We start from the raw sequence: 3,097 nt of genomic DNA on the forward strand, positions 1-3,097 counted from the left end.
GGCCGTCCTTCGGGTGCTGCAGGCGAACCCCGCCAATCTCGGCGCCAAGGCCGAATGGGCGCCGATCCGCGCCGGCATCTCGGCGGACGGGCAGCAGGGTTTCACCTTCGGATATATGACCATCCGCAAGGAGGGCGCGGCGGACCGGCAGGCAAAGTATCTTGCTTACTGGGTCAAGCGGACGGAGGGCTGGCGGGTCGCCGTCTACAAGAGGGTGCCGAAGCCGGAAGGGCAGGGCAGTGCTGCGATGGCGCCGCTCGTTCCGGGGAAGCTCGTCCGTCCGCGCATGGACCCGGCGCTGGTCGAGAAGCTCGGCAAGAGCCTCGCCGCAGCCGAGAAGAACTTTTCCGACGAGGCGCAGAAGATCGGGCTTGCCGCCGCGTTCAGGAAGAACGGGCGAGCCGACGCGATGAACATGGGGCGCGATGCGTCCTTCACGATCGGGGCGGAGGCGATCGGCGCAGGGTTCAAGCCCGAGCCGACCAGCCCGCTAAACTGGTCCGCGGACGAGGTGATCGTCGCTTCCAGCGGCGACCTCGGAGTGACGATCGGGATGATCCGCAGCAATGCGCCGCCGCCGGAGGGGCGCCCCGCAGCCGTCCCCTTCTTCACCGTCTGGTACCGGGCGCAGCCAAGCGAGCCGTGGCGCTACGTCGCGGAATGATGCGCTGCAGCGAGCTTGACTTGCCGGCGTTTCGACCATAGGTGGGCGCCTTCATTTTCCAGCTCAAAGCTTAGAAGAGACAGGCAGGCGTTACGGCCATGAAGATCCGCAACTCGCTCAAATCCCTCAAGTCGCGCCACCGCGACTGCCGCGTGATCCGCCGCCGGGGCCGCACCTACGTCATCAACAAGACCAACCGCCGCTTCAAGGCGCGCCAGGGCTAAACCCCTAGTGAGCGTGACCGCCGCCGTCTTCGACGTCGGCAACGTCCTCTACGGCTGGGATCCGGACAGCTTTCTCATCAGGCAGATCGCCGACGATGACGCTCGCCTGCGCTTCATCGAGGATATCGGCCTTTGGGAATGGCACGATACGCTCGACGGCGGCCGCGACTTTCGCGAGGCGGCGGATGAGCTAAGCGAAAAATTTCCGGCCTATGCAGACCTGATCTCCGCCTGGGGCGAGAGATTCGGCGAGACCATCTCGGATCCGGTGCCGGGCGTCCACGCAATCGTGGAGGAGCTGGACGCCAAAGGCGTGCCGTTGTTCGCGATCACCAATTTTTCCGCCGATTTCTGGAAACCGTTCCATGAAAAGGAGCGGGCCTTTTTCAGCCGCTTCCGCGACATCGTGGTCTCGGGCGAGGAGAAGCTTCTGAAGCCGGACCCCGCGATCTACTTTCGGGCGCTTAACCGGTTCGGGCTGAAGCCTGCCGAGGCGCTGTTCATCGATGATCGCGAGATCAACGTCGAAGGTGCCCGCGCCGTCGGCATGCATGCACACCTGTTCGTCGATGCCGACGATCTGCGCCTGCGGCTGAAGGCCGAAGGGCTGCTCTGAACTTTCGCGCCGCCCGAGCTTTGTTTCGGGCATGAGACAAAGATGGCCGCAGAAGCTCTGGATCGTGCGCCACGGCCAGAGCGCGGGCAATGTGGCGCGTGACGCGGCCCATGCAGCCGGGCTGGCGACCATCGACATCGCGCACCGGGACGTGGACGTGCCGCTGAGCGACCTCGGCCACCGGCAGGCGAAGGCGCTAGGCGATTGGTTCGCGTCGCTGCCGGAGGACGAGAAGCCGGAGATCGTGCTCTCCTCCCCCTATGTCCGGGCCCGCCAGACGGCGCGGGCCATCTGCGAAGCAGGCGGCGTGGTCGGCGAAGCGCGGCCGCCGATCGTGGATGAGCGCCTTCGCGAGCGGGAATTCGGGATCTTCGACCGGCTCACCACCGCCGGCATCAAGGAGAAGTATCCGGAACTCGCCGAGCACCGCGCGCTGCTGGGTAAATTCTACCACCGCGCGCCCGGCGGCGAGAGCTGGGCTGACGTGATCCTCCGCCTCCGGAGCGCGCTCGACACGGTGAGCCTGCACCATGCAGACCGGCGGGTGCTGATCGTCTGCCACCAGGTGGTGGTGCTCTGCCTTCGCTATATCCTGGAGGAGATGGACGAGGCGCAGATCCTCGCGATCGACAAGGAGGGGGATGTGCTCAATTGCGGCGTCTGCGCATATGAGTTCGAGCCGGACGACGCGAATCTGTGCGTGCCGAAGCTCGTCGCCTATAATTTCGCGGCGCCGCTGATCGAGGAGCAGGCGCCGATCACGTCCGAGCCGGATGCGCCGGTGGCCGCGCGATGAGCGAGGTCGAACAGCTAGACGCTCGGCTTCTTGAGCATTTCCCGCTGCCCCGCCACCCGGACGACGGCAGCAAGGAGGATCGCGGCCGGATCCTCGTCGTCGGCGGAAGCCGCGAGCTCCCCGGGGCTGCGCTGCTAGCGGCGGTGGCGGCGCTCCGCGCGGGCGCTGGCAAGCTCCAGATCGCCACGGCCGAGAGCATCTCGGTGCAGCTCGGGGTCGCCATCCCCGAAGCCCGCGTGATCCCGCACAAGGAGACGGCGGAGGGCTGCATCGACGAAACCGCGGTCGAAGGCCTGATCGAGTGGGCGACCAAGGCTCAGGCCGTAATGATCGGCTGCGGGCTTCAGCATGGGCCGCCGCTCGACACATTGCTCGATGCGCTGCTCGCATGCGGCGCGGAGGTGCCGCTGGTGCTGGATGCGGCGGTGCTTGGGAGCCTCGCGCCGCGCGCGGACGCGCTGAAGGCGTGGAAGGGGGGAGCCATCGTCCTTCCCCATGCCGGCGAGATGGCGCGGCTGCTGGAGTGCGAGCGGGACGAGGTCGCTGCCGATCCCCTCGGAGCCGCACGGCGCGCGGCCGAGACGTTCGGGGTGGTGGCGGTAATCAAAGGCGAATTCAGCCATATCGTCGCGCCGGACGGCCGCGCGTTCCGCTTCAGGGGAGGCGGCGTCGGCCTCGCCACCTCGGGCTCGGGCGACACGCTGGCCGGGATCGTCGGAGGTCTTTGCGCGCGCGGCGCCGATCCGCTGACGGCCGCCTTGTGGGGCGTCTATCTGCACGGCGAAGCGGGGCGGCGG

5 protein-coding genes are annotated in these 3,097 nt (G+C 67.4%); all 5 read left to right on the top strand.

Annotated features, from left to right (window positions below; genetic code table 11):
* The coding region (locus tag VF662_RS12745) for a Cif family virulence factor (RefSeq protein ID WP_464141808.1) at positions 1-664 on the top strand (664 nt) is incomplete at its 5' end.
* Positions 665-762: 98 nt separating this feature from the next.
* Positions 763-888: a type B 50S ribosomal protein L36 gene (gene ykgO / locus VF662_RS12750; protein WP_006833921.1), complete on the top strand. Its 126-nt coding sequence runs from the start codon at positions 763-765 to the stop codon at positions 886-888.
* A 7-nt stretch (positions 889-895) separates the two neighbouring features.
* On the top strand, positions 896-1,504 hold the full coding sequence (locus VF662_RS12755) for an HAD family hydrolase (protein ID WP_464141810.1): 609 nt from the start codon (positions 896-898) through the stop codon (positions 1,502-1,504).
* 31 nt (positions 1,505-1,535) lie between these two features.
* The gene (locus tag VF662_RS12760) at positions 1,536-2,300 is read left to right on the top strand and encodes a histidine phosphatase family protein (protein ID WP_464141813.1); all 765 of its coding nucleotides are present in this window, start codon (positions 1,536-1,538) and stop codon (positions 2,298-2,300) included.
* On the top strand, positions 2,297-3,097 hold an 801-nt coding region (locus VF662_RS12765; RefSeq protein ID WP_464141815.1), incomplete at its 3' end, for an NAD(P)H-hydrate dehydratase. The genes VF662_RS12760 and VF662_RS12765, both read left to right, overlap by 4 nt.

The organism is Allosphingosinicella sp., assembly GCF_036387215.1.
Lineage (GTDB): Bacteria > Pseudomonadota > Alphaproteobacteria > Sphingomonadales > Sphingomonadaceae > Allosphingosinicella.